Genomic DNA, 209 nt, shown 5'->3' on the forward strand with positions numbered 1-209 from the left:
TTCAAATGCTTTGACACAGCTACATCCATTCTTTCTGGAGTAGAGGCTATGCATATGATTAAAAAAGAACAGATTGATTTACGGGACCAGTCTGTCCAAAACCAGAAAGAATTCATCCATCAATTGTTTGAACTTGTAGCATAAAATACAATTCTGTTAGGAATATATGCGTTTTACTGGTTTTCATTTTATCTTTGCACCAGAACCTT

The 209-nt window shown here is 34.4% G+C and carries 1 pseudogene; it reads left to right on the top strand.

Annotated features, from left to right (window positions below):
• Nucleotides 1-144 (top strand): annotated as a pseudogene (locus BAU27_RS22590) (IS6 family transposase); the annotation flags it as partial.
• Nucleotides 145-209 lie beyond the last annotated feature (65 nt).

The organism is Bacillus sp. NH11B, from assembly GCF_001884205.1.
GTDB classification, from domain to species: Bacteria; Bacillota; Bacilli; order Bacillales; family Bacillaceae_G; genus Bacillus_A; species Bacillus_A proteolyticus.